Origin of the sequence: Methanoregula sp., from assembly GCF_028679125.1 — an archaeon.
GTDB lineage: Archaea > Halobacteriota > Methanomicrobia > Methanomicrobiales > Methanospirillaceae > Methanoregula.
The window spans coordinates 1-20,740 of sequence record NZ_JAJRCG010000025.1 but is presented as its reverse complement, the minus strand read 5'-3'; the positions used below and the strand labels follow the sequence as shown (position 1 = coordinate 20,740).

The 20,740-nt window shown below is 53.4% G+C and carries 27 protein-coding genes and 1 tRNA gene; 3 read left to right on the top strand and 25 right to left on the bottom strand.

All coding sequences use genetic code 11. The features are described from left to right. Window positions 1-7: 7 nt before the first annotated feature. The 18 genes from LUQ43_RS12645 to LUQ43_RS12560 all read right to left on the bottom strand — a co-directional run bounded on the left by LUQ43_RS12645 (window position 8) and on the right by LUQ43_RS12560 (window position 9,273). Window positions 8-514: a 50S ribosomal protein L6 gene (locus LUQ43_RS12645; protein ID WP_299968306.1), complete on the bottom strand. Its 507-nt coding sequence runs from the start codon at window positions 512-514 to the stop codon at window positions 8-10. Between the two features lie 10 nt (window positions 515-524). Next, entirely contained in the window at window positions 525-917 is a 393-nt protein-coding gene (locus LUQ43_RS12640) for a 30S ribosomal protein S8 (RefSeq protein WP_299968304.1), read from the bottom strand. Between the two features lie 13 nt (window positions 918-930). After that, the gene (locus tag LUQ43_RS12635; RefSeq protein WP_292415985.1) at window positions 931-1,086 is read right to left on the bottom strand and encodes a 30S ribosomal protein S14; all 156 of its coding nucleotides are present in this window, start codon (window positions 1,084-1,086) and stop codon (window positions 931-933) included. Further along, the gene (locus LUQ43_RS12630) at window positions 1,086-1,583 is read right to left on the bottom strand and encodes a 50S ribosomal protein L5 (RefSeq protein WP_299968301.1); all 498 of its coding nucleotides are present in this window, start codon (window positions 1,581-1,583) and stop codon (window positions 1,086-1,088) included. The genes LUQ43_RS12635 and LUQ43_RS12630 overlap by 1 nt, the downstream gene beginning before the upstream one ends. A 5-nt stretch (window positions 1,584-1,588) precedes the next feature. Then, on the bottom strand, window positions 1,589-2,314 hold the full coding sequence (locus LUQ43_RS12625; RefSeq protein ID WP_299968299.1) for a 30S ribosomal protein S4e: 726 nt from the start codon (window positions 2,312-2,314) through the stop codon (window positions 1,589-1,591). After that, window positions 2,314-2,679 carry a 50S ribosomal protein L24 gene (gene rplX, locus LUQ43_RS12620; RefSeq protein WP_299968297.1) on the bottom strand — a complete coding sequence of 122 codons (366 nt, stop codon included), beginning with the start codon at window positions 2,677-2,679 and terminating at the stop codon, window positions 2,314-2,316. Before rplX ends, LUQ43_RS12625 begins: the two co-directional genes overlap by 1 nt. Before the next feature lie 8 nt (window positions 2,680-2,687). Further along, window positions 2,688-3,086, bottom strand: coding sequence for a 50S ribosomal protein L14 (locus tag LUQ43_RS12615; protein ID WP_299968295.1), 399 nt, complete (start codon window positions 3,084-3,086; stop codon window positions 2,688-2,690). Next, window positions 3,083-3,409, bottom strand: coding sequence for a 30S ribosomal protein S17 (locus LUQ43_RS12610; protein WP_299968293.1), 327 nt, complete (start codon window positions 3,407-3,409; stop codon window positions 3,083-3,085). Before LUQ43_RS12610 ends, LUQ43_RS12615 begins: the two co-directional genes overlap by 4 nt. Then, entirely contained in the window at window positions 3,409-3,693 is a 285-nt protein-coding gene (locus LUQ43_RS12605; RefSeq protein WP_299968291.1) for a ribonuclease P protein subunit, read from the bottom strand. The genes LUQ43_RS12610 and LUQ43_RS12605 overlap by 1 nt, the downstream gene beginning before the upstream one ends. Continuing rightward, on the bottom strand, window positions 3,690-3,893 hold the full coding sequence (gene rpmC / locus LUQ43_RS12600; RefSeq protein ID WP_299968288.1) for a 50S ribosomal protein L29: 204 nt from the start codon (window positions 3,891-3,893) through the stop codon (window positions 3,690-3,692). Before rpmC ends, LUQ43_RS12605 begins: the two co-directional genes overlap by 4 nt. Beyond that, on the bottom strand, window positions 3,893-4,588 hold the full coding sequence (locus LUQ43_RS12595; protein ID WP_299968286.1) for a 30S ribosomal protein S3: 696 nt from the start codon (window positions 4,586-4,588) through the stop codon (window positions 3,893-3,895). The genes rpmC and LUQ43_RS12595 overlap by 1 nt, the downstream gene beginning before the upstream one ends. Next, window positions 4,588-5,052 (bottom strand): 50S ribosomal protein L22, encoded by a 465-nt coding sequence (locus LUQ43_RS12590; protein ID WP_299968284.1) that lies wholly within the window; start codon window positions 5,050-5,052, stop codon window positions 4,588-4,590. Before LUQ43_RS12590 ends, LUQ43_RS12595 begins: the two co-directional genes overlap by 1 nt. 5 nt (window positions 5,053-5,057) lie before the next feature. Further along, entirely contained in the window at window positions 5,058-5,477 is a 420-nt protein-coding gene (locus tag LUQ43_RS12585; protein ID WP_299968282.1) for a 30S ribosomal protein S19, read from the bottom strand. A gap of 7 nt (window positions 5,478-5,484) precedes the next feature. Further along, a complete protein-coding gene (locus tag LUQ43_RS12580) occupies window positions 5,485-6,201 on the bottom strand; it encodes a 50S ribosomal protein L2 (protein ID WP_299968280.1) in 717 nt (238 codons plus the stop codon). Between the two features lie 10 nt (window positions 6,202-6,211). After that, window positions 6,212-6,460 (bottom strand): 50S ribosomal protein L23, encoded by a 249-nt coding sequence (locus LUQ43_RS12575; RefSeq protein ID WP_299968278.1) that lies wholly within the window; start codon window positions 6,458-6,460, stop codon window positions 6,212-6,214. Next, window positions 6,461-7,207 (bottom strand): 50S ribosomal protein L4, encoded by a 747-nt coding sequence (gene rpl4p, locus LUQ43_RS12570; RefSeq protein WP_299968276.1) that lies wholly within the window; start codon window positions 7,205-7,207, stop codon window positions 6,461-6,463. Window positions 7,208-7,213: 6 nt separating this feature from the next. Continuing rightward, window positions 7,214-8,227 (bottom strand): 50S ribosomal protein L3, encoded by a 1,014-nt coding sequence (locus LUQ43_RS12565; protein WP_299968274.1) that lies wholly within the window; start codon window positions 8,225-8,227, stop codon window positions 7,214-7,216. Window positions 8,228-8,868: 641 nt separating this feature from the next. Continuing rightward, on the bottom strand, window positions 8,869-9,273 hold the full coding sequence (locus LUQ43_RS12560) for a Tfx family DNA-binding protein (protein WP_299968272.1): 405 nt from the start codon (window positions 9,271-9,273) through the stop codon (window positions 8,869-8,871). Window positions 9,274-9,782: 509 nt separating this feature from the next. Here LUQ43_RS12560 and LUQ43_RS12555 point away from each other — a divergent pair. Next, window positions 9,783-10,625, top strand: coding sequence for a F420-dependent methylenetetrahydromethanopterin dehydrogenase (locus LUQ43_RS12555; protein ID WP_299968270.1), 843 nt, complete (start codon window positions 9,783-9,785; stop codon window positions 10,623-10,625). Between the two features lie 6 nt (window positions 10,626-10,631). Here the strand turns inward: LUQ43_RS12555 and LUQ43_RS12550 are convergent, their stop codons facing one another. Both LUQ43_RS12550 and LUQ43_RS12545 read right to left on the bottom strand, forming a co-directional pair. Further along, window positions 10,632-11,564 carry a galactose-1-phosphate uridylyltransferase gene (locus LUQ43_RS12550; RefSeq protein ID WP_299968268.1) on the bottom strand — a complete coding sequence of 311 codons (933 nt, stop codon included), beginning with the start codon at window positions 11,562-11,564 and terminating at the stop codon, window positions 10,632-10,634. A gap of 147 nt (window positions 11,565-11,711) precedes the next feature. Continuing rightward, complete coding sequence (locus LUQ43_RS12545) at window positions 11,712-12,698, bottom strand: 5,10-methylenetetrahydromethanopterin reductase (protein ID WP_299968266.1); 987 nt, start codon at window positions 12,696-12,698, stop codon at window positions 11,712-11,714. Window positions 12,699-13,259: 561 nt separating this feature from the next. Here LUQ43_RS12545 and LUQ43_RS12540 point away from each other — a divergent pair. After that, window positions 13,260-15,392, top strand: a complete 2,133-nt coding sequence (locus LUQ43_RS12540) for a hypothetical protein (RefSeq protein ID WP_299968264.1) — start codon at window positions 13,260-13,262, stop codon at window positions 15,390-15,392. On the opposite strand, the gene LUQ43_RS12535 is transcribed toward LUQ43_RS12540, so the two are convergent. Next, window positions 15,393-16,343, bottom strand: a complete 951-nt coding sequence (locus tag LUQ43_RS12535; RefSeq protein WP_299968262.1) for an NrpR regulatory domain-containing protein — start codon at window positions 16,341-16,343, stop codon at window positions 15,393-15,395. A 2-nt stretch (window positions 16,344-16,345) separates the two neighbouring features. Continuing rightward, window positions 16,346-16,780 (bottom strand): dCTP deaminase, encoded by a 435-nt coding sequence (locus tag LUQ43_RS12530; RefSeq protein ID WP_299968261.1) that lies wholly within the window; start codon window positions 16,778-16,780, stop codon window positions 16,346-16,348. A gap of 56 nt (window positions 16,781-16,836) precedes the next feature. Here LUQ43_RS12530 and LUQ43_RS12525 point away from each other — a divergent pair. After that, window positions 16,837-16,908: transfer RNA gene (locus LUQ43_RS12525), tRNA-Arg, on the top strand. 124 nt (window positions 16,909-17,032) lie between these two features. Here LUQ43_RS12525 and LUQ43_RS12520 read toward each other — a convergent pair. The 3 genes from LUQ43_RS12520 to LUQ43_RS12510 form a co-directional block, all read right to left on the bottom strand. Next, window positions 17,033-18,427, bottom strand: a complete 1,395-nt coding sequence (locus tag LUQ43_RS12520; RefSeq protein ID WP_299968259.1) for a carboxypeptidase regulatory-like domain-containing protein — start codon at window positions 18,425-18,427, stop codon at window positions 17,033-17,035. Window positions 18,428-18,467: 40 nt separating this feature from the next. Beyond that, a complete protein-coding gene (locus LUQ43_RS12515) occupies window positions 18,468-19,991 on the bottom strand; it encodes an AMP phosphorylase (protein ID WP_299968257.1) in 1,524 nt (507 codons plus the stop codon). 199 nt (window positions 19,992-20,190) lie between these two features. Continuing rightward, the coding region (locus LUQ43_RS12510; RefSeq protein WP_299968255.1) for a PGF-CTERM sorting domain-containing protein at window positions 20,191-20,740 on the bottom strand (550 nt) is incomplete at its 5' end.

The window sequence follows — 20,740 nt, the reverse complement described above, 5'->3', positions numbered from 1 at the left end:
GAACCATTTAGATGCCATCCTGGAACACACGTGGATCGCGGTTGCGGATGTGACAGGCGTGCTCGATGTTTGCTGCTGAGTTGCCGACCAGTTCACGGTCGACTCCCGTGAGGACGACTTCATCATTGGCGACTTTTGCCGTCACACCGGTTTCGATTCGTGCGGACCGGGCTTTCTTCTCACCAAGGAAATTGGCGATTTCCAGCCTGTTGCCCTGAACCTTGAGCTGGATAGGGAAGTGGCTGTATACCACTTTCATGCGGTACTCGAAACCAGCGCTGACGCCATGGAACATGTTCTTGGTGTGCGCCTCGAGCGTGCCGACCATCGATGTGATCTCTTTCCTTGTGGAATCGGTGGAGATGCTGACTTCCTTGCCATCGCAGGTAACAGTGACCTGGGGGAAGCGCATGTTGCGGATCATCTGCCCCTTGGGACCGGTCACCTTGAGCTGCGTGCCGTCAAGCTGTGCTTTGACGCCATCGGGAATTTTTACCTTTCGTACTGCTGACATCATCGCACCCCTAGTACACGTACCCGAGCAGTTCGCCGCCGATACCTTCTTTCCTCGCCTGTTCGTGGGACATTACGCCACGGGAGGTCGAAAGCATCAGGAGACCGAAGTTCTTCCCGGGGAGATACTGCTTCTCCCAGTATTCCATCTCGTCCAGCTGCACGGAGAACCGCGGGGTGATCGCACCGCAGCGGTTGATCCTGCCGGTGAGGTTGACCTTGAGCTGTCCGCCCCTGCCATCCTCAATGAACTCGAAGCCGCCAATATACCCGGCGTCCTGCATGATGCGGAGCATTGCGCCGAGGAGCTTGCTTGCGGGTTCAATGACGCAGACGGACTTGCCGGTGTCACCCGCATTTTTCAGGGTGCACATTCCGTCTGCTAAAGTGTTAAGTCGTGTCATTCTTGCTCACTCCTCAGCTCATCTTCTTGAAGCCCATCTTCTGGGCCCATTCGCGGAAGCACTGCCTGCAGAACATGATATGATATCTGCGTACGAGCCCCTGCTTGCGGCCGCACATCTTGCATTCGTTCGCACCGCGACCGTAGATCTTCTTCCTTTCTCCAGCCATTAGCGCACCTCTACCTGGTACTTCTCCTTGAGGAATGCAATTGCATCCGTCTTGCTCACGCGCTGTTTTCCGGGGAGCTTTTTCTGCGCCATTTTCCTGCGGGTGATCCGGATGCCTTTGCGCTCGAGGACTACGTTGACATCCATACCGTAGATACCAATCTGCGGGTCGTAGGACATGCCGGGGAAGTCCGTGTGTTCCTCAATACCGAATGAGAAATTCCCGCTCTTGTCGAGCTGGCTCTCAAAGAGCGTGTTGTTGACGATCTTGAGGGCGGTCTCAAAGAAGTCGCGGGCGCGTTTGCCACGGAGACTGACCTTGCACCCGATGGGCATGCCTTTCCTGACAGAGAAGGCCGGCTGGGTCTTCTTGGCAATGCTCCGGATCGGTGTCTGCTTGGTGATCGTCTTCATAATGTTCTCGGCTTTGACCAGTTTCTCACCGGCTTCACCGACGCCCATGTGGACAACGACCTTGTCGATGTAGACATCACGCATTGAGGTCACTCTTCATGCCCCCATTTTGCAACTGCGGATGTCTTCTTCCCTACGATGTAGACATAGGGAGCGATCGTGTCGAACTTGGTTCCTGACTTCTCATCCTCGAGGATGATCCTGTTCGGGACGCTGCCGGGCATCTTGACGATGTCGACAATCCGTGCGACATTACCGGAGTGGCGGCCACCAATGATCATGGCCATGTTGCCAACCGCGAACGGGAAGTGGTCGACAATCTTGAACCGGGTATCGGATTCAATGGATACGACTACGGAGTCGCCAGACTTGTAGGTGTTGTCTGCAAGGATGTTGGCACCGTCGCGCAGGTTCAGCTGGACCTTGCCACCGGTAATGGTAGTCTTGTTCGTGATCTTGCACAGGCGTGTCTTTGCAGCCTCTGCGTCAATCTCGATCGAGACATGCCTGCCGTTCTTGTCACGAAGGATGCGGTAGTACTTGTTGATCTTCGGCAGGGCGATGATATCGAAGATACCGATGCCCATCTTGGGGTCGCGGCAGGCACGGCCATTGATGATAACATCCTTCTGGCCGAGGATCTGCTTGACCTCTTTTAAGTTCCGTGCATACTGCATGTGGTCACGGAGCCAGACAGCAATCGGCATCGCGTTTGCATTGTGCGGGCCGGGTGCGGTCTTTGTGATGAACGTCGTGGTCTTCTTTGCAATGTGCCACGAGTCCGGTGCGTTGAGTCGCTTCAGGTGGTCTGACATTATTCGGCCTCCCCGAGTTTTGCTATGCGGCGTTTGTCATCGAGTTTGAGCTTCGTCAGCTGGACATTCGAGGGATCGATAGCCCGGGGCACTTCGGTCCCGTCGGCCTTGGTTGACGATACACCGTGGACAATGATCTTTGATTTGCCAGTGTCAACTGCGTCAACAACGCCCTCGCTGCCCACGAAGTCCCCGCGGAGTACCTTGACGGTGTCTCCCTTGACAACGCGCAGCGTCTTCTTTTTGTATTTCTCCTTCAGTGCGTCTGAGAGGGGTGCATTGAGGAACTTGGACCTCATGTGAGAAGGTGCATTGTAGCGTGCCTTTCTCTGTTTTCTGGGCTGTTCGCTTTCAATTCTTACCATATCCCACCTCAGACAATGATCGTTGCCATGGAGCCAAGCTTGGGGAAGCGTTCTGCGACTTCACGCGCAACCGGTCCCTTGATCTCGGTACCTTTCGGCTCATTCTTCTCATCCACAACAACAACCGCGTTGTCATCGAACGATACCCGCATGCCGCTGGGCCTGCGCATCTCCTTCTTTGCGCGGATAACAACCGCACGCACCAGCTTGCGGCGCATGTCGGGGGTGCCTTTCTGGACACTCGCCGTGCAGAGATCCCCAAGGCCAAGCTTGGGCTGACGGCGCCTGACACCGTGGTAGCCAAAGACAGAGATGATCTGGACTGTCCTGGCACCGGTGTTGTCAGCGCATGCAAGTCTCGTTCCCGTCGCGAGAGACCTCGGCGTCTTGGACTGCTTTGCCTTCATGGCTTCTGCACCTCCACTACGACGAATGTCGTGCTCTTCGACAGCGGTCTGCACTCAGCAATCTTCACCATGTCGCCAACCTTTGCCTGGATGCAGGGGGGGTTGTGGGCATGGAGCTTCGAGCTTCGCTTCTCGTACCGCTTGTATTTGCGGACGTAGTGCATGTAATTCCGTGCAACTACGACCGTTCCCATCATTCGGTCGCTCACGACTTTACCGGTGATCACCTGGCCGCGCACCGGTAAAGTGCCGTGAAACGGACAATTAACGTCCCTGCACTCCTCTTTTGGTGCCTGGACGTTCAATCCAATGTTAAGTGCCATTATGGTATCCTCTTCTTTTCGTGCAGGTTGATCCTTTTTTCAGGAGCCAGAACCATCACGGATCCGTCTATCTCAACAGTTTCGCTGCTTGGAAGATGCAGCCTGAATGTGCTGTGCATCTTCTGGATACGTTTGACCCCGCGAGGGGTCTCGATCACCAGCAGGTTCTTTGTCTCATCGATGACACGGCCGGAAAGTCCTCTCTGTGCCGGATTCGCAGCTCCTGATACCAGAATGTCCATCCCGATCAGTTCATGTCGGAGGACATTCTGGGAAGAGATCATGCAGTTCTCCTGCGGTTCTGCTCGGTCATTACACGGGCAATGGTTCGCCGGAGTTCGCGGATGTGGCCGGGATTCTCGGTGGCACCGCCGGCACTGACTTTACCGTAGTGCTGGACGAGTTCCATCCGGAGTTTTCCCATGTTCTCCTGCAGTTCTACATCGGAGAACTGCTTGACATCCTTGGCCCTGAAGATTGCCATTACTGATCCTCTCCTAATTTCTCATCAGGAAGGGCTGGTTCTTCCATGTCGATATCACTAACCGGAGTGACAGCGGCCACCTGTGCCGGGCGCTTCTTCTCCTGTTCGATGATGGAGAAGTGGTCAGGCAGTTTTGCGCCTGCCGGAACTAACTTGACCTGGACACCGATGACACCGAGTTTCTTGATTGCGACGGCATAGCCTTTCTCGACAATCGTGTTGCTCGGTTCACCGCAGTGCTTGATGTACCCTTCAGTGAACTTCTGGGTACGGGCACGGGCCCCGGTCAGCTTTCCTGCGATAACGACTTCACAGCCAAGTGCACCGGATTCCATGACCCGGCGCATGATACTGGATCCTGCCTTACGGAAGTACCAGCCGCGCTCAAGCGCATTTGCCAGCCGTTCCGCCATGATCTGGGCGTTGAAGCTGGGGTTGTTGACCTGCTGTACTTCGATCTGCGGGGATTCGACACCGTAGTTCTGGGCAAGATCCTGGGTGAGCTGGTGGACTAACTTGCCACCCTTACCGATGACAATACCCGGCTTCTCGGCAAAGATCGTCACCTGGGTCCCGAGGGGAGTCCGGGCGATATCCATGCCGCCGTAGCCGGCGCGTTTCAGTTCCTTTGAAAGGTACTTCTCGACGCGGGCTTTCCTGACACCTTCAGCGATGAATTTTCTCTCTACCGCCATTACGCCACCTCACGGACGATGATCTCGAGGTTCACAGACTCACGGACTTTGGGGGTTGCCCGTCCCATTGCACGGGGGAAGAATGCCTTCTGGGCGCGGCCGCGCTGGGCGGATGCGTGGATGATCTCGAGGTTCTCTGCATCGAGACCGATATATTCTGCATTCTTCTTGACCGATTCCAGGAGACGGATGTATTCCCTGGAGGCCTTGACCGGGTACCGGCCTGCGTCCCAGTTGCCAGGAAGGCCGCGCTTGTGCGCGACATTCCGGCAGAAGTACCGGAAGGGGACTGCCTTCTTGAGCTTGACAACTTCGTTGAGGTACGCGATTGCATCGTTCACACGCTGGTGATTGATGAACGCGGCAATCTCAATGGAGTGCTTGGGGGACATGTTCAGCTCATTGGCTTTTGCCCGAGCCACGTTGTCGCCCTTTGTTTTGTTGGAATAATCAATGCGTGCCATGTTCATCACTTCAGCGGAACGTACTTGCTGCCTCTGGTTGCACCGATACCGGCGCTTCCGTGAGAAACTCTCTTTCTTGTCAGGGCAAATTCGCCGAGATAGCGGAAGACCGACTCTGGCTGGAACTCTACTTTTATGAATTCCTTGCCGTTGTAGATCTCGATGGTCTTGCCGATCATTTCCGGCATGACGATCATTTCACGGAGGTGAGTCCGTACCTTCTCGTCGCCACCACGGATCTTTTCCAGTAGGGTCTCTTCACCGCGGGAGAATCCGCGGGTAATCTTGCGGCGGGGACGGGCGGGCATCAGGGGGAGGAGTTCGCTGATCCCCATCGCCTTGAGCTCGTCGATCTTGAAGCCGCGATAGGTGAACTCCTCACGCCGTCTTGGCATTCTCTTCTGTGTCTTTTTAGGTGCTGCCATTTACCCATCACTTCCTGCTCTTACCTGTCCTGCGTGCAGCCACAGATCCCACAGTTCTTCCCGGGGAAGTACCGCGTGCAATCGTCTTCGGGCGACCGGTGTGCTGGTGACCACCGCCACCGAACGGGTGGTCGATGACGTTCATTGCAACACCACGGACGCGTGGCCAGTTGGATGCGGTGTTCGCCATCTTGTGGTACTTGTTACCCGCTTTCACAAACGGCTTTTCAACGCGACCGCCACCGGCTACAATACCGATGGTTGCACGGCAGCGTGCATTGAACCATTTCGTCTTGCCGCTGGGCATCCTGACGCCGACACGATCATCTGCCTTGTCAACAACAACTGCCTGCACTCCCGAAGCGCGGACAAACTTTCCGCCGTCATTCGGGCGTGCCTCGATGTTACAGATGTAGGTACCGGTCGGGATGTTCGCGAGGGTGAGCGTGTTGCCGTTCTTGACTTCTCCTGAGGATCCCCAGAGAATAACTTCGCCGATTCCAAGACCTTCGGTAACGAGCATGTAGACCTTTGTGCCATCCTCGAGCTTGACGAGGGCGATCGGTGCATTGCGTGCAGGGTCGTGCTCGATGTCGATGATAGTTCCGGTGATCTTCTGCGTGTCGTCGCCGATGTGCTTCAGCTCAGCCTTGTACCGGTGGGAGGGTGCGCGGTATGTCGGGCCTCCCTTGCCGCGGGCTTGTGTTGTAATTCGATGTCCCATGTTTCCCCACCTACATTATACCGAGCCGACTGAGAATCTCCTCGGCGGCCTTGTTGTTCTCGAAGCTCACGATGGCCTTCTTCTGGCCGTGCGTGTTCATGAGCGTCCTGACGCTCTTGACGTTCTGACCGAAGGACTTCTCGATCTCGCGCTTGATGTCAGCCTTGGTTGCCTCACGGGTTACCAGGAACTGGAGCTTGCTCTGGTTCTCAAGGAGGACCATTGCCTTTTCCGTGACAAACGGGTACTTAAGGGTCATTTACCTTCCCTCCAGGCGTACAAGTGCGCTCTCGGTCCAGACGGTCAGGCGACCTGCCTGCATACCGGGTGCAAGATGCTCGACATTCAGCTGGTCAACGGTGACCACATCGACACCGGAGAGGTTGCGGGCTGCGAGCAGCGGTTTCTCCGCGGTGACAATCAGCAGGCTCTTTCTCTGCTTGAACCTGCGGCCACGCATCTTGCCCCTGCCGGCACGGACCTTCTTGCTGTCCTTTGACCGCTCGATATCATTGTAGACACCAGCAGTGGTGAGCGCGGTGATGACATCCTTGGTCTGGCCGAGTGTCTCGAACTTATCCTCAAGAACGACCGGAACTGCGCCTTCAAAGAGGTGTCCGCGGCTCTTGATGAGTTCTGCACTGATGCTTGCGGCAACCGCTGACCGGAATGCCTTCTGCTTCTCCTTCTGGTTGATCTCCTTGATCAGGATCTTTGCAACCTTCGGGGGGTGTGCCTCACGACCGCCCTTTGCCTGCGGGACTTTTGCCGCGCGGGAGCCATTCTTGAGACGGGGGACGTGCGATGAACCGCGACCGCTACCCCAGCCGACTGCTGATGAACGGATGCCGGCAAACGGGTCTGTCCCGTGCGGCTGTCTCCGTACACTCTGGAGGGCCATGACTGCCTTCTTGATCAGATCGGGGCGGTAGTCCTCGGAGAAGATCTCCGGAAGTTCGATGTCTTTTGCGACGCCGCCATCAAGTAATTTAACCTGTGCTTTCATCTCTGATCATCCCTGCTTGCTCTGGACGCTCACGAACTGGATTGCCGGCATCCTGACGACATGTTCACCCTGGCGGATTGCGGGCCTGATACGGATGAGCCGCTTTACCGGGCCGGGAATAGACCCCTTGATAAGCACGTACGGGTTCTTGAGCACACCATAGTGCAGGAAACCGCCGGCGGGAGTGATCTCGCTTGCGTTCTCGCTGACTTTTAAGATGCGCTTGTTGAACTCGGTGCGCTGCTGGAACCCCAGCTGACCAACCTGCGGGACTTCCCAGCGGACGTGGTGGGGATTCCATGGTCCAAGAGTGCCAAGGTGACGTTTCTTGCCGCCAACTGCGTGTTTGCGCTTGCGCAGTGCAATGCCCCAGCGTTTTACGGCGCCGTTTGTTCCCTTACCGGTGGTGATTGCAGTGATATCTGCATATGCACCGGACTGGATCACATTGTTTAGGGTGACTTCCTTTCCAAGGAGGCCCTGGGCAAACTCGAAGAGTTTCTTGATGTCCGAACCGCCGACCTTGATCTCCATGAGGTCGGGAACTTTCTTCGGAACACCGCTCATCGATGCCGGCTGCGTATACGTGACTGCGTAGATCTCGGCAACGGTTCCTGCGGCAACTGCATCGGAGAACTTCTTCAGGGCTGCATTCCGGTCATAATCCTTGGGGAGGGTAATCCTGCGTCCAAGAACGGTGTCGAGCTGCTCTGCCCAGAGTTCGGTGAACGCGTGTTTGCCATAGGTATCTTTGCTGTAGGCGCGGATCGCTGCTACTTTCATAGCGGGAACTTCGATGACCGTCACGGGGACCATAATCTCTTTGCCCTCGGTCGGACTGCTCTTATGATCGTCCACCATGATAACATGCGTCATACCTACTTTGTATCCGGCAAATCCCTGGAGGATCGGTGCTCCCTCGGTGGAGGGCCACGACTGGTATTTCGGGATCGGACTCTTTGCACGCTTTCTCGGGCTGAATGCAAGAGATCCACGGCGTGGTCTGTTAATTTTTGGCATGTGTTAATCCATCCTCATCTTGCGTGTAGGTTATTCTCATTGCGACACGTGTGAGATTGATCCGAGATGTGTGATGACTTCGTTTGTGCCAGAAGCCAACACGCGACGGAGGTGATCGCCAATAACGGCAGTTTGAGCATACAATCCTTGATGGATCGTTTGCACACCTGACCGATGACGTATCACCCGGTATGGAGATGCGTATGAGAGATGTTCTCACCGCTGTGCCGGTGTGCACCAGCATTCCTGTCTCGCGAAAGAAGATCCTGATAATGGCGCATCCACGTGATTTTTACGTGAAGAGGGCACGTTGCACGAACGTTGGCCCATGCGCCTGATCAGACCCACTCTGTCAGCCTGTTGTGACGAATCACAACTCCTTCTCGGGATACCCTCGCCATTCTGGCGGGGTCCACCAATCGAGGTTCTCCCACGGCACAACCGCCACTCCAGTGTCCGGAGGCATGGTCGCGCCGTTCACAGATCGGGCATGTCCCAGACGATGGGACATACATCTCTGCAGAGGATAACCTCATATCGGCTTCCATAATTATAGCATAAAAGAACATATAAACATATGCCAGAGATTTAGGGTAAAAGGATCGAGAGGACTGGAACCGGGACTTGCAGAACGATCCGGCTCAGCCGAAGTACAGTTCGCCCTGATCTGTGATATAGACAATGATGTCTTCGCACACCACCCGGGCCTTACAAGCCTCTGACCGGGATTCCCTCAAGCGGTTGATCAGGGAGATGGTATCGTATTTGACCTTGATGTTGATCTTCTCAGCCTCCCCGAAGATGATAGCAGGGACATTGAAGAGATCAGTTCCGGACGGGATGGTGCAGAGATGAGTGGCATCAAGTGTATAAAGGAATTCAAGGGTCTCCTTTGCCCTACGGATGTTCTCCATGGCACTTTTTTCTATGGTGCAGACATTGGCCTTGGAGGTGGAGATGATATCTGCAATTTGCTGCTGGGTCAGTCCCTGCTTGCGGTATCGCAGTACTTCCATCTGTCGTTCGGTGAGCAGCCCATCCTTCATGATTACTCCTTTACAACCGGGACTTAAACACTTTTCGTTAACTTTCAGGGTATTCAGAAGTTCCACGTCATTCCTAAAATCAGTGTTGTGTTGAGAGCGCATAAGTTCCCGCTAAACAAGGCACACCCACCCCCCAGAGTGCATTTTCTGTCAGTGTCCGTTTCTCCCTCTACTTTCGGAGAGAAATGCGAGGCACGTGCCACCGCAGGTCATTTTATCCCCAGATGACATGAGATTTTTACTATAGGATTCGCGCAGAAAACTGAAATCAAAAACCCGTATTATCAAAGTGGACAGTTACAGATTTCCCAGTCATTTTTTCCGGGCATACACCCGATTTTCATCTCGTTTCGCACATAGGGGGACACATTCACAGTATTTTCCCTGACCTATACATGATCATCAAATTATTTGGGTTTCTCCGTTTTTCGACGAGAGAAGACGTTTCAAAATGTTTATATGAATACCGGGTCATAATAACGTGTTATAACATTTTCGAGGTGAATTACATGGTTGTTAAAGTAGGCGTTGCTAAACTCGGCAACATTGCAAGTGGTGTAATGGCAGAGCTCCTCCTTGATGAGAGAGCAGACCGTGAAGACATGCAGACATTCATGGCGACCAGTGGAACTAAACTCGAGCCGGCAGATGTCGACCGTGTTGTTTCCAACCTGAAGGCATACAAGCCTGACTTCTGTATCGTAGTCTCCCCCAACGGGGTTCTCCCCGGCCCGACCGGTGCCCGCGAACAGCTCGCTGCAGCAGGTATCCCGACTATCATCATCACTGATGATGTAACCACGAAGAAGGAGTGGGAAGGCGTCAAGGCAGACACTAAGTTCGGCTATATCATCATGAAGGCAGACTCCATGATTGGTGCACGCCGCGAATTCCTCGACCCCGTCGAGATGTCCGACTACAACGGCAATCTCGTTAAAGTGCTGGCACTCACCGGCGCATTCCGCAAGCTGCAGGTTGCACTGGACAAGGTCATCGACCAGGTCAAGGCCGGCAAAAAGGGTACCGAGATCGAGCTCCCGAAGATCATCATGACCACCGACAAGGCGGTCGACGGTGAGTTCACCAATCCCTATGCACTGGCAAAGGCACGCGCTGCCCACGAGATCGCCATAGCGGTTGCAGGCCAGAACGTTAAGGGCTGCTTCATGACCAAGGAATGGGAGAAGTACATCCCGATCGTTGCAAGTGCTCACGAAATGATGAGACACGCAGCACTGCTCTGCGACGAGGCACGTGAGCTCGAGAAGGCAGGAGACAGCATCCTGCGTCAGGCCCACAAGAAGGACGGTACGCTCGTTCGCAAGACCAAACTCGTTGCAAAATTCGATTAAATTTTTTTATTTTTTTTCCCTTTTATAAAGTAACCCCATCTCTTCCGGGAGAGTCATGATAACCGGCTCCAGATGAAGCCGCTCCATGAATGCTGAATCACTCATGGATGATGAATTGGGATTGATCCGGGATATGAGCGAACAGAACGCGTGAAAACCACTGTTTTCATCAGGTTTATCGAAAAAGATGGACATGTTGAACGCATATGTCCCCAGGTTCCGGTAGAATGCCAGCACTTCAAGAATACCGTGTGCCAGAAGATCGATATAAGGGCCAGTTTCGTTGAGAGAGCCCACCGGCAGGATTCCCCGAACCTCTCGCTCACCGCACGGGACCGCATGCGCAGACCAGAGAATCTCATCGCCGAACAGATATCTCCCGGATACTTTCTCTTCTTCCCGGACTGCTTCCCAGTAGTTGCTGCCACCGGAGCACTGCTGGAATTGCTGTCCTGCCTGGAGGTACCGTTCCATGACCAATGATGGCCGGGTCTCTGAAAGCCCCTGCATGTGCGGGTGAATGAGACTCGCCCCCGCAGAAGGGAGAAAATTCATATTGATACTGGGATAGCCATCATATTGCTGAAGTGCCTCAACCTGTCCTGCCAGTGCATCGGCAATCTGTTGTCTGCTGAACGTGTTCACCCGGTGTTCTCTGGTGATAACCGTTACCACATGACCCTGTCCGAAAGGAAACATATTGGGAAAGGTGATGCTCTCACCATGGATAATTCTCCGGCCATCGGGAAAGGACGGGGTAACAGAGAATACCCGGTCAGGGCAGAACGGGCAGTCTCCGATCTCTTGCGGAGGAGTCATGGGTTGGAGGACATGGCGTTTCGACCGGTCAGGACTGATCCTGCACCGGAAACCTGTAAACCGTTCCTCCCGGTACTGCACAAGTCCTTTCGGGGTGGTAACTTCGGTAACGGAAAACATTCTCTTCTCGTTAGTATTTCCGGCGGGATCTGATAGTCATTTGCACGTGATGGATACTGTCAAAATTCATCTACACAAATAAAAAAGAATTTTTCTGCCAAGGCACCATCGCCGTTTTCGGCTGTATGAGGCAGGTATTGAGTGCGCTTATACAACGTACTTGCCGAGGAGGCGGATGGATGTGGTCATGTCGGGACCGAGTGGTGACCCGAAGATGATCTGCGTGACGCCAGCCTTGGTGAGATCCTCGCACTTCTGCTTGACCATCTCAGGAGTTCCTGCAATGGTGAAGGCGTCGATCTCTTTGTCTCCAACGAGTTCTCCTACCGACTTGAAGTCGAACTTTCCGAGTGCTGCCTTGATCTTGGCAACATTGTTCAGGTCGAGGCCGTGGCGGGTCAGGAGGTCGGGGGGTGAGCCGGCTGCGATGAATGCGGCAACAATCTTTGCAGAGTTGCGTGCCTTCTTCTCGCTCCGGTCAATGGACATTGCAGTGTATGCACCGATGTCAAAGTTCTTCTTGCCTACCTTGTCGCAGGCTGCCTTGATGATCGGGATTGCAATGGCGAAGTCCTTGGGGTTGGATGCGTTGATGAGTGCACCGTCACCGACTCTTCCGGCGAGGTCAAGGACCTTGGGGCCCTGTGCACCAACGTATACCGGGATTCCCTTCTTTCCGGGGAGGGTAACACCAGTCAGCTTTGCACCGTCGTAGTCGAAGAACTGCATTCCTGACTTCTTGACTTCTTCACCGGCGCAGAGCTTGCGGAACTGGACGATTGCTTCCTCGAGCCGTCCGACCGGCTTCTCTGCTTTAATTGCCAGCTTCGGGAGGGTCGAGAGGTCGCCCGGTCCGATACCGAGGACTGCACGTCCGTCAGAGATCTCGTTGAGCGTGCAGGCAAAGGATGCCATTGCAGCGGGAGTGTCAGTGAAGGAGTTCATGATACCCGGGCCCATCTTGAGGGTCGTGGTTGCCTGCGCAATGGCGGCAAGGGTGGGGTAGCAGTGGCGGTTGTTATAGTGGTTGGTGATCCATGCAAAATCAATGTCTTTGGATTCAGCAAGTTTACAGAAGTTAACAACTTGCTTTACGTTGACATTTCCAGGTACGAATTCAATTCCATATGTCAAGGCTTGTTCACCTCATGGAGTATTACCGTCCACGCATTTAAATAAATTATCATTTTAGGTTGGAGAGAAACGGCAATCCGTTCCTAAATCGGTCATTATGGCGTTTATTAGAGGAATCAGTCCGGTTTTTTTCAGGAAACGGGGGAGAACGCAGCAGGCTATCCCGGTTCAGGCACCATTTATGGTTCCCTTACAGTCTGCACAATGTTCCGGACTCATCATTACCACGAACCATGGGCATGACCGGTATGCCAACAAAGACTTATTTCTCCATGATCCATGATCCTATAAGATATTGAATACCGACCGGACAATATTTCTCTATCGAATAGATCGTGACTACCGGGTCAAACGGATTAACAGGATAACGCTATGCGGATAATCGCTATCGGATTGGGCGGGGCTGGATGCCGGATTGTAGACAGCTTATACTCCATTGACCGCCGGAGCAGCAAGGTTGCATGCGTTCAGGTACTGGCAGTTGACGTTGACGAAACCACGTTACAACAGTTGAGCGGCTTACCGGATTCATTAAAATTATACTACCCTCCCTTTGATCCGATGAGTCCGGAAAAAACCGGGATGGTGAGCCCGACCGCGACAATCGATATCGCCGAGATCGTCTCGCGTATCCAGAATCTCGAATCTGCTGAGAACGATGCGATCATTGTCTGCTGCGGTCTTGGAGGGATGATGACAGATATCGTTCCTCATGTTATTGCTGGACTCCGTTCTTCGATTGTGGAACCTATTTTCGGGTTGGTCACACTGCCCTGCCTTGCGGAGGGGGCGAAACGTTCCTGCAAGGCAGCCGATGACATCGATATCCTTTCCCCGCTCCTCGACGGGATGATAGTATTCGATAACGAAACATGGTACAAAAAAACCCGGACTGCTCACGCCAATGACCCGAAAAAAGAGAAAGGCATTGCACAGATGCTCGGGTTCGGGAAGGCAGAGCCGGAGATATCACCGGAACTGGCAACCTATCTCCACATCAACGAGGCGATTGTCCGGAGGATCAGCCTCATTTTAAAGGCGGGAGAATTCCGGGCTGATGGGGGTATCGACCTTGCCGAAGTGGTGCTGGATTCCGGTGAAGTACTCAATACCATGAAAGACGGGGGATTCATCACTATCGGATATGCTGTTGAAAGGCTCCCCAACAATCCCCTGGCATTCCTCTCCCAGTTGAAACCAGCAGGACTGGTTGACGAGGAGAGTAAAAAGAAGGCATCGCGTATTGTCGAACTGGCAAAACAGGCGATTTATCATGAGATCTCAACTCCCTGTGATATGACCAGCGCCCACAAGGCACTCGTTCTCATTGCAGGGCCTTCCCACGAACTCTCGATGCAGGGGTTCATGACCGTCAGGAAATGGATCGACCGGAGCATCCGGGGCCTTGAGATGAGATCCGGCGATTATCCGGTCATGAACACAAAAAATGTCGCGATCATCATCATGTTATCCGGCCTTGAGAATATCCCCCGTATAAACGAACTCCAGGAGATCCGGGAGCAGGCACGGCTCGGACCGGTGCGTGGAACAGAGGCAGAGGAGGAGACGTTCACCCCCAGAATCAGTCAGGATACGGGATCGCTTCGGGACGAGATGATCGTTCTCCCGACAACTATGCAGAAAGTAACTGAAAAATCCCATCATCCCCGGGAAGAGTTCTCGCACACAACTCCACCAATAGTGCCTGCAAGTGAGCAACGCCCTGTTCCTCCTGTGAACAGGCCAGATCCTCAGTTACGGGGACCCGTCCCCCCTGTTCCCCGGCCAGTCCCCCAACCCCGCCCGCCGGAAGTAGCTCCTCCAGGGAGAATGAACGCAGCAGAAGGGAGAGCCCCCCAGTACCCGGTACGCCCGGTGATTCAACCACAGCAAAGGACAACACCCCCGCAGTATGCTACGCAGCGGCAGAGAGCTCCCTCTCAGCAGCCCATATTACCTGACACTCCCCCGGCCCGGCCGCGCCCCCCCGCAGTCACTCCCCCACCAAAGAACATAACCGGCGGGCATGCAGCGGAGTTGACCCGACAACGGATTGAACAGGAGTTACAGCGGCAGCGGATGATGGCACTCTCCGGAACCAGGGCAACACCGCAAGCTGCAAGAGTCCCACCTGCTCCCCAACAGACACCTCCCGAGATCATCAGGCCAAAACGTCAGGTGATATCCACTACCGACAGCCCCCACCCTCTGACGGCAAGGCCGGTTTTGACGCCATCAGCACCACAGCAGGATCTGGCGCAGACAGGAGAAAAAAAGACGGTGATTATCCGGAAACGGCAACCGGTTCCGGAAGCGTCGGAAGCGGTAGAACCATCTCCGACACCGGACACCGTGAGCAGACTGCCTGAACCCGTTGAAGAGATGAGGACACCAGACCTGCATTCTCCGGATAATTATTCCCTGTCGGAAGTTGAAGAAAAACCCATCGTAGTAAAAGATCCTTCCTTCCGGGCAAAGGACGGGATATTTTCGGGTAAAAATGTTTTTGGTACATCTATTCCAAAGGTGCGGGACACATCACTCTTCAGTACCAACTTGAAACAGAAAAAAAATTTGGATCCGATCACCCCTAAGGATACACGGGATGAACCATCAGACCAGAAAGAGGAGGCAACACCTGAACAGACGCGGGATAAAAAGATACGAAAAAAGGACGATCTCTCCTGGATCTGATCAGATCTCATTGAAAATTTTTGAGAACGGGATATTGCCTGCACCGATCTCAGTCCGGATCCTGATACCATGCTCAACGGCATTCCCAATATAATTCAGACCGCTAAGGGCGACAATCGAAAGGCGGTAGGGATTCGAAGGCAGGTTGAACACATGGTTTCCCAGCGTTACCGGAAATACAAAACCACAGGCATTCATCTGGCGGATCGTCTCCTCAACCTGCGGACGGGCAGCACAGGGCACTTCACGGACATTCGCAAGGGCAATACCGGTCTTCGATCCCACAAATGATGAGATGGAGGTAAGACCGGAGTTGATGAACAACTCAAGGGGATCTATCGTGGTACCCCGGTATCCTATAAGATCCCGGAATTGCCGGGGAATCCCGTTCTCGATCTCAAGTCTCCCGCCAAATGCCATCCTTACGGGAATCCCCCTCCGCTGAAAAACCCCATCCATAGCGATACTGCAGAGGGTCATGAACCCTACATGGCCGGAGGGAATCCGGGGATCGTGATCGATCATACGATAGGAATTGAAGAAGCCGCATCCCGCCCGGGCTACCTCATCAAATGCGGCTTTAACATTCTCCGCGGATTCTAACGGGACGATGGAGAGGTTATATGCCACATCTCCCGTGCTTGTGACGGGATCAAATGTGCTGCGGTACGCGAGGCGTTCCAGTTTCGAGATGATAAACCCAATCCTGTCATCAACAAGGGCGTTATCTGTCTCCACCAGCCCAAGAGGTGTCAGTATCCTCCCCAGGTTACCGACCTTTTCCGTAAAACCCATGGTGTCGAGATAACTGAGATAGTACTGGACTGCCCGATCACTCAGGACAAAACCCCTTTCCGCCATCAGCTCGGAAAGCCTCTTGGCACCCATCGGATCCGGATGCTCCTTGAGGATCCGCAATACCTCAACATATTTTCTCTCGGTCCTGATCATGGTCACTTAGCCTCGACAGCACCGATACTGTCCTGGTACCGGCCGGAATACCCGTGCTCTCCGCCACGCACTTCATGAAGGATCATCTGGACAATACGGTCGTTTTTATGGAGGGGAATGTCAGTTCCCATATTCGTCAGGCACAACGTGAGTTGTCCGCGGAATCCCGGATCAACGAATCCGGCACCGAGCAGGACACCCCGCCGGCCAAATGATGACCGGCACCGGAGCGTCCCGGCGAGATCCATAGGAAGCTCCACCCACTCCAGGGTAGGCACAAGCATGCAGGTTCCCTGTTCCAGCAACAGATCAGAAGCAGCCCGAAGATCATACGACGCCGGCTGCTGACATTCACGCAGGTATGGAGTTATAACAAGTTTCTCTGCGCCCTGTTTGAGTTCAAGACGGCGGGCGATCTCGGATGCTGACAGAATCATTAGATAGCTTATCGGCAGAAAATACTTAATATCTTTTGATGTAAAGAAGATGGGAAGGATCCATGGGGTAGAGGACATCCTCTTGGGCTTCGAACCCAAGGACGCGGGTTCGATTCCCGCTGGGTCCGTTTTTTAATGGGAAACTGCAGTCAGCAGGGTCTGGAATTTTTTCAAGGGTTCCCATTAATAACGAAAATGAAAACTAAACGATCAGATGCTTGATACTCCTTCTATCAGGAAAAAAGAAACTAGTTAAATTTCATTTTTTCTTCGCATGACATGGTGCTGCCCGCGCCCTAAAATCCTGATAATGACAAACAGGACAATGATCGCAATTGCTCCGATCGCAATCATACTGAACAGACCCCAGTCAAGATTTTTTTCCAGAATAATGGTGACCGTGGCCGTAGCGTTTCCCTGCCCGACAATCTTCTTAACCGATGCAGGGGAATATCCATCCTTTGTTGCCGATATATTGACATCAACACCAAAAGGAACCTGAGTAATCAACTGGCCATTGTCATCAGTTAGACCGACAACGGTTCCGTCAACCGCAAGGGATACATTGGACAACACTTTCTTGTCGCTGTCCTGGACAAAAATCGTCAGTGCAGCACTTTCATAGGGCATGACAAATGTATAATCCTGGCTCTGGCTGGAGACACTTACGGTACGAGTCTGCGTCAGGTAACCGGATTTCTTGACAACGACACTATAATCCCCGGCAACAAGGTTCGGGAGGTTCATGCGCCCGTACTCGTTCGAAGTTCCTGCCAGGGAACCGTTGACATAGACATCCACATTGCTCATCGCTTTCTTGGATTCATCGGTGATATAGACAAAGGCGCCAACCGGTGCTTTTGTCAGGGTTGCATAGAATATGGCATCGGATTCACCGATAGTCCGGGATTCCGTATAGGTCTGGTACCCATCTCTCTTGATCTCAATGGTATAGGTTTTCCCGCGGGTAACCGGCGTGATAAGGATCCCACGCTCATCTGTCTTCCCGGCAAGGATGGCATTAAGCCGCACTTCTGCATCGGAGAGTGCCTTTCCCGAATCCTTGTCCTTTACCACGAACGAGAAACTGTTGCCAGAGAGCAGTTTGTACTGCACTTCCTGGTTCTCGGTACCCATTTCGATCGTACTGCTTCGGGATTCGTAATTGGCAGCATTGATATTCAGAGTATAAATTGTTGTGGCGGTTACCGCAAACGTGGCCGATCCACTCGAATCGGTCAGTTTCGTTTGCGAAAGATTTTCCGACGTCAGGGTAACGTTTGCACCCGTAATCGGATTGAGGGTGTCGGAATCGAACAGGTTTACCGTGAACGTAAGGGTCTGGCGGCTCAGGTTCACCAGCAGGACAGTTGTATTCTTGCTGACAGTCTGGCTCCAGTCATTATACCCGGTCTTGGTGATCTTGATCACTTGATCATCTTGTCCGGTATGGGTGAGGTATACCTGCCCGAGAGAGTTGGTGCGGGCATAATTGGCGTTGTTGACAAAAACCGTAGCGTGAGAAAGGGTAGTATTATCTATACTGTCCTGCACCGTGATCAGCAGGGTGGTCGTTGCCTGTGCCGAACTGCAGAGAAGGACAATGAGCAGGATGGCAAAAAGGAAACGCATTCGAGGAGGATACATGATAAATTATCGCAACCTGCTCATATATCAGGACATCGGTCTATAACTCCGATACAGGGGGCACACGGTCAAGGAGCATCCCTTCTACAAGAATTGGCATAAGCCGCCTGCCTTCCTCAATTGCATTCTGCAGCCTCCAGTTCCTGTCGGCAAAGATAGTGAAGAGCGGCTCACCGACTTTGACAAGTTTGCCCTTCTTGGCATGGAGCAGGATACCTGCCCCGGGATCCTGAGGTGCACCGGCAGTTCTTGCCAGGGTGATGAGGGACCGGTTGTTCATCTCGATCACATAACCCGAAGCCGGTGCTTTGATCACAAACTGGTGTTCACCGGGAACAATATCGGATGATCGAATCTTCTGATCTCCACCCTGGATCTCGATGATCTGCCGCATCTTCTCCAGTGCCTTCCCGCTGGTGAGAAGATTCTGCGCCATGGCCACACCCTCTCCCCGCTGGGCTTTACCCGCCATCTCAAGGGCAATCCCCGCAATCGAGAGGCTCTTCTGGATAAAGGAGTTCGGATCCGGCGAACCTTCAAGAACCCGCAATGCCTCGATAATCTCAAGTTTCGGACCGATGCTGTGGCCCACGGGGATATCCCCATAGGTCAGGGCGCATTCGACTTTTATGCCCAGCCGTTCTCCAAGTTCGATAAACTCCCGTGCCAGTTTCCTCCCCTCCTGCATATTCGGAACCTTGGTATTCTGGCCAACGGGAATATCAATAACAACGAGATTTGCACCCACAGCGAATTTTTTTGCCATGACACTGGCAAGCATCTGGCCCCGGGCATCGATCTTGAACGGATATTCCTGGATGATAATCTTGTCATCAGCCGGTGCAATATTCGTGGCACCACCCCAGACGATGCACCCGCCAACCTTATCGGTCATCTGCTGGACTTCACCGGATGTAAACTCAACTGATGAGAGCACCTCCATGAGATCCGCAGTTCCCCCGGCACCGGTGATGGCACGCGAACTGGTCTTGGGGATCTTGAGACCGCTTGCAGCAATGATCGGGACAACAAGGAACGTAATTTTGTTTCCTGGTACTCCACCAATGGAATGTTTGTCAACAATGGGCCGTGAAGCAAACTTGATCTGTTCGCCGGTCTCGACCATGGCCCGGGTCAGGTGCTCCACTTCATTCATGTCAAGCGGGTTGATGTACGAGGCTGTGATAAAAGCGGTCAGTTCTGCAGCGGAGATATCATCGCGAACCACGTCTTTTATGATAGTCAGGGTCTCTTCTTTGGTGAGTTTTCCCCCATCCATCTTCTTCTTGATGAAATCCAGAGATGCCGGTCGCCCAGCTTCCCGGATCTCAATTTCCGCACCGTCTTCAAGGTTGAGGCGCTCATTGGTGATACGGTAGACGCCAAGGGTTCCCTGCTGTGCAATGGTGGAGGTGATCTCCACGAACGCTGTAACGGAAATCCCGTTTTTCGGATTGATGACCTGAACACGATCGCCATTCAGTACACCAATACCGCGGGCGTCCAGCCGGTTAAGGAGAACCCCACGGGTTGCAATGTCGAGATTTTTTACCACCAGTTTCACGGTCTTGCACCTCCACGGATCCCGCTTGCGCCGGATCGACGTCTCTGTATCTACGTTGACCGTCTTTGGTTTAAAAAAGATGCTCCATGACGAATACGATGCATTTTAAAAGAGAACGAGATACAGCGCGATGAGACTCTGCGGTCTGGTGAAAAGATATCTCTGAAAACTGGCTGCGTAAAAAAAATTAGATTTTAGGTTAGTTCCTGCGCACAACAACGAACGCAACTGCACCGAGGCCAATCAGTGCAATGAGTGCACCGAAACCGGGTGACTTGGTTGCTGTTGCAGTCGGAACTGCAGTCGGGGCCTGAGTGGGTGCCTGAGTCGGCGCCTTGGTGGTGACTGCTGCTGCAGCGGTAGTCGGGGCCACTGTCACTGCAGAGGTCTCGAGAACGTTGAACAGTGCCGTGCCAGTTGCTTCCTGGATCACTGCGTCTTCGGTTACAATGTACTCGTCCGGCTTGAATGTTGAAGAGTCAACATCGAACGAGATCTTGTTGTAGCCGCTGTCACCCTTGGTGACCTTAACAGTGCCGGTTGCGCCACTGAACTCACCGCTCTGGCTCTTCTGAGTCGGCTTGAATGATGATGAGTAGACCTGAACGAGGATTTCATCATCTACGGCAAGGTTGGTCTGTGCAGTGATGGTGAACTTGTCACCAACGTGCTTGTCGCCAATCGTGTCGACACGGATGGTGGGTTCCTCGACAAGGAACTGGAGTTTGGTGTAGGTATCGTCGACGTTT

What these genes read in the sequence shown, in the direction of transcription:
- LUQ43_RS12645 (WP_299968306.1), bottom strand. Translation starts at nt 514, where the DNA reads ATGTCAGCAGTACGAAAGGTAAAAATTCCCGATGGCGTCAAAGCACAG.
- LUQ43_RS12640 (WP_299968304.1), bottom strand. Translation starts at nt 917, where the DNA reads ATGACACGACTTAACACTTTAGCAGACGGAATGTGCACCCTGAAAAAT.
- LUQ43_RS12635 (WP_292415985.1), bottom strand. Translation starts at nt 1,086, where the DNA reads ATGGCTGGAGAAAGGAAGAAGATCTACGGTCGCGGTGCGAACGAATGC.
- LUQ43_RS12630 (WP_299968301.1), bottom strand. Translation starts at nt 1,583, where the DNA reads ATGCGTGATGTCTACATCGACAAGGTCGTTGTCCACATGGGCGTCGGT.
- LUQ43_RS12625 (WP_299968299.1), bottom strand. Translation starts at nt 2,314, where the DNA reads ATGTCAGACCACCTGAAGCGACTCAACGCACCGGACTCGTGGCACATT.
- rplX (WP_299968297.1), bottom strand. Translation starts at nt 2,679, where the DNA reads ATGGTAAGAATTGAAAGCGAACAGCCCAGAAAACAGAGAAAGGCACGC.
- LUQ43_RS12615 (WP_299968295.1), bottom strand. Translation starts at nt 3,086, where the DNA reads ATGAAGGCAAAGCAGTCCAAGACGCCGAGGTCTCTCGCGACGGGAACG.
- LUQ43_RS12610 (WP_299968293.1), bottom strand. Translation starts at nt 3,409, where the DNA reads ATGGCACTTAACATTGGATTGAACGTCCAGGCACCAAAAGAGGAGTGC.
- LUQ43_RS12605 (WP_299968291.1), bottom strand. Translation starts at nt 3,693, where the DNA reads ATGATCTCTTCCCAGAATGTCCTCCGACATGAACTGATCGGGATGGAC.
- rpmC (WP_299968288.1), bottom strand. Translation starts at nt 3,893, where the DNA reads ATGGCAATCTTCAGGGCCAAGGATGTCAAGCAGTTCTCCGATGTAGAA.
- LUQ43_RS12595 (WP_299968286.1), bottom strand. Translation starts at nt 4,588, where the DNA reads ATGGCGGTAGAGAGAAAATTCATCGCTGAAGGTGTCAGGAAAGCCCGC.
- LUQ43_RS12590 (WP_299968284.1), bottom strand. Translation starts at nt 5,052, where the DNA reads ATGGCACGCATTGATTATTCCAACAAAACAAAGGGCGACAACGTGGCT.
- LUQ43_RS12585 (WP_299968282.1), bottom strand. Translation starts at nt 5,477, where the DNA reads ATGGCAGCACCTAAAAAGACACAGAAGAGAATGCCAAGACGGCGTGAG.
- LUQ43_RS12580 (WP_299968280.1), bottom strand. Translation starts at nt 6,201, where the DNA reads ATGGGACATCGAATTACAACACAAGCCCGCGGCAAGGGAGGCCCGACA.
- LUQ43_RS12575 (WP_299968278.1), bottom strand. Translation starts at nt 6,460, where the DNA reads ATGACCCTTAAGTACCCGTTTGTCACGGAAAAGGCAATGGTCCTCCTT.
- rpl4p (WP_299968276.1), bottom strand. Translation starts at nt 7,207, where the DNA reads ATGAAAGCACAGGTTAAATTACTTGATGGCGGCGTCGCAAAAGACATC.
- LUQ43_RS12565 (WP_299968274.1), bottom strand. Translation starts at nt 8,227, where the DNA reads ATGCCAAAAATTAACAGACCACGCCGTGGATCTCTTGCATTCAGCCCG.
- LUQ43_RS12560 (WP_299968272.1), bottom strand. Translation starts at nt 9,273, where the DNA reads ATGAAGGATGGGCTGCTCACCGAACGACAGATGGAAGTACTGCGATAC.
- LUQ43_RS12555 (WP_299968270.1), top strand. Translation starts at nt 9,783, where the DNA reads ATGGTTGTTAAAGTAGGCGTTGCTAAACTCGGCAACATTGCAAGTGGT.
- LUQ43_RS12550 (WP_299968268.1), bottom strand. Translation starts at nt 11,564, where the DNA reads ATGTTTTCCGTTACCGAAGTTACCACCCCGAAAGGACTTGTGCAGTAC.
- LUQ43_RS12540 (WP_299968264.1), top strand. Translation starts at nt 13,260, where the DNA reads ATGAGTCCGGAAAAAACCGGGATGGTGAGCCCGACCGCGACAATCGAT.
- LUQ43_RS12535 (WP_299968262.1), bottom strand. Translation starts at nt 16,343, where the DNA reads ATGATCAGGACCGAGAGAAAATATGTTGAGGTATTGCGGATCCTCAAG.
- LUQ43_RS12530 (WP_299968261.1), bottom strand. Translation starts at nt 16,780, where the DNA reads ATGATTCTGTCAGCATCCGAGATCGCCCGCCGTCTTGAACTCAAACAG.
- LUQ43_RS12520 (WP_299968259.1), bottom strand. Translation starts at nt 18,427, where the DNA reads ATGTATCCTCCTCGAATGCGTTTCCTTTTTGCCATCCTGCTCATTGTC.